The sequence below is a fragment of the Streptomyces sp. NRRL WC-3549 genome, from assembly GCF_000721935.1.
In the GTDB taxonomy this organism is placed as follows: domain Bacteria; phylum Actinomycetota; class Actinomycetes; order Streptomycetales; family Streptomycetaceae; genus Streptomyces.
This window is the reverse complement of sequence record NZ_KL585440.1, coordinates 4,099-5,369: the sequence shown is the minus strand read 5'-3', so window position 1 is coordinate 5,369 and position 1,271 is coordinate 4,099. Positions and strand designations below refer to the sequence as shown.

Below are 1,271 nucleotides of genomic sequence, written 5' to 3'. Positions count from 1 at the left end.
CAGAGATGTGTATAAGAGACAGGACACGGTGTCCGCCGCGCTGGCGTGTCCGGCGGTGCGCGATGTGTTGGTCGTCACGGACGACCCGGTGGCCGCGGCGGCGCTGACCGCGCTCGGCGCCGCCACGGTGGCCGACGCCCCGGCGGCGGGGCTCAACGCCGCGCTGGAGCACGGTGCGCGGACGGTGCGCGCGGGGCGCCCGGGCGCGGCGGTGGCCGCGCTCAACGCGGATCTGCCCGCGCTGCGGCCGAGGGAACTGGCGCGCGTTCTCGATTTCGCCGACGCTTTTCCCCGTACGTTCGTCACCGACGCCCAGGAAATCGGTACGACTTTCCTCTCGGCGGCCCCGGGTGTGGAATTGCGTCCGGATTTCGGTGGCGCGTCCCGGGCGCGGCACCGGGCCTCGGGCGCGGTGGAGGTCCCGGTGGCCGGACTCGACTCGGTCCGCAGGGACGTGGACACCGGGGAGGACCTGCGGGCGGCGCTGGCGCTGGGGGTGGGGCGCCGGACCGCCGCCCTGTGCTCCGCACCGGTCTCCGCCGTGGACGGCCGAGGGGGCCTCTAGACTGGCGCCCATGCAGGCGACCTCGTTCACGTACGACTCCGAGACCCGGTCCGGCAGTGTGCTGCTGGACGACGGCACCCCGGTGGACTTCGGCGCCCCGGCCTTCGACGCGGGCGGCCTGCGGCTGCTGCGCCCGGGCCAGCGGGTACGGATCGAGACCGAGGGCGAGGGCGCGTCGCTGCGCATCACCCTGGTGACCCTGCAGACGTTCTGAACGGCCGTTGACAGCCCGCGGGCCGGGCTCCCCGAGGGGAGCCCGGCCCGGCGCGTTTCGAGCTAGGGGCGTTGCCTGCCCGGTCTCACTTCTTGCGGGTGGTGGTGGCCTTCTTGGCGGCCGTCTTGCGCGCGGTGGTCTTCTTCGCCGGGGCCGTCTTCGCCGTGGTCTTCTTGGCGGGCGCGGTCTTGGTGGCGGTGGCCTTCTTGGCGGCCGTCGTCTTCTTCGCCGGGGCGGTCTTCTTCGCCGCGGCCGTGGTCTTCTTCGCCGGGGCGGTCTTCTTCGCCGCGGCCGTGGTCTTCGTCTTCTTCGCCGCGGCCGTGGTCTTCTTCGCCGGGGCGGTCTTCTTCGCCGCGGCCGTGGTCTTCGCCGCCGGCGTGGTCTTCTTCGCCGCCGCGGTGCTCTTGCGCGCCGTGGCCTTCTTGGCGGTGGCCTTCTTCGCGGCCGCCTTGGCCGTGGTCCGGGTGGAAGAACCGCCCGAGAGGCTGCCCT

The 1,271-nt window shown here is 73.6% G+C and carries 3 protein-coding genes; 2 read left to right on the top strand and 1 reads right to left on the bottom strand.

From position 1 onward, the window contains the following. Together cofC and IH13_RS0132850 are read left to right on the top strand one after the other, a co-directional pair. The coding region (gene cofC / locus IH13_RS0132855; RefSeq protein ID WP_063837522.1) for a 2-phospho-L-lactate guanylyltransferase at positions 1-565 on the top strand (565 nt) is incomplete at its 5' end. Between the two features lie 10 nt (positions 566-575). Next, positions 576-779 carry a hypothetical protein gene (locus tag IH13_RS0132850; RefSeq protein WP_031090225.1) on the top strand — a complete coding sequence of 68 codons (204 nt, stop codon included), beginning with the start codon at positions 576-578 and terminating at the stop codon, positions 777-779. Between the two features lie 85 nt (positions 780-864). Here the strand turns inward: IH13_RS0132850 and IH13_RS45335 are convergent. Then, on the bottom strand, positions 865-1,271 hold a 407-nt coding region (locus IH13_RS45335), incomplete at its 5' end, for a hypothetical protein (RefSeq protein ID WP_234433477.1).

What these genes read in the sequence shown, in the direction of transcription:
- IH13_RS0132850 (WP_031090225.1), top strand. Translation starts at nt 576, where the DNA reads ATGCAGGCGACCTCGTTCACGTACGACTCCGAGACCCGGTCCGGCAGT.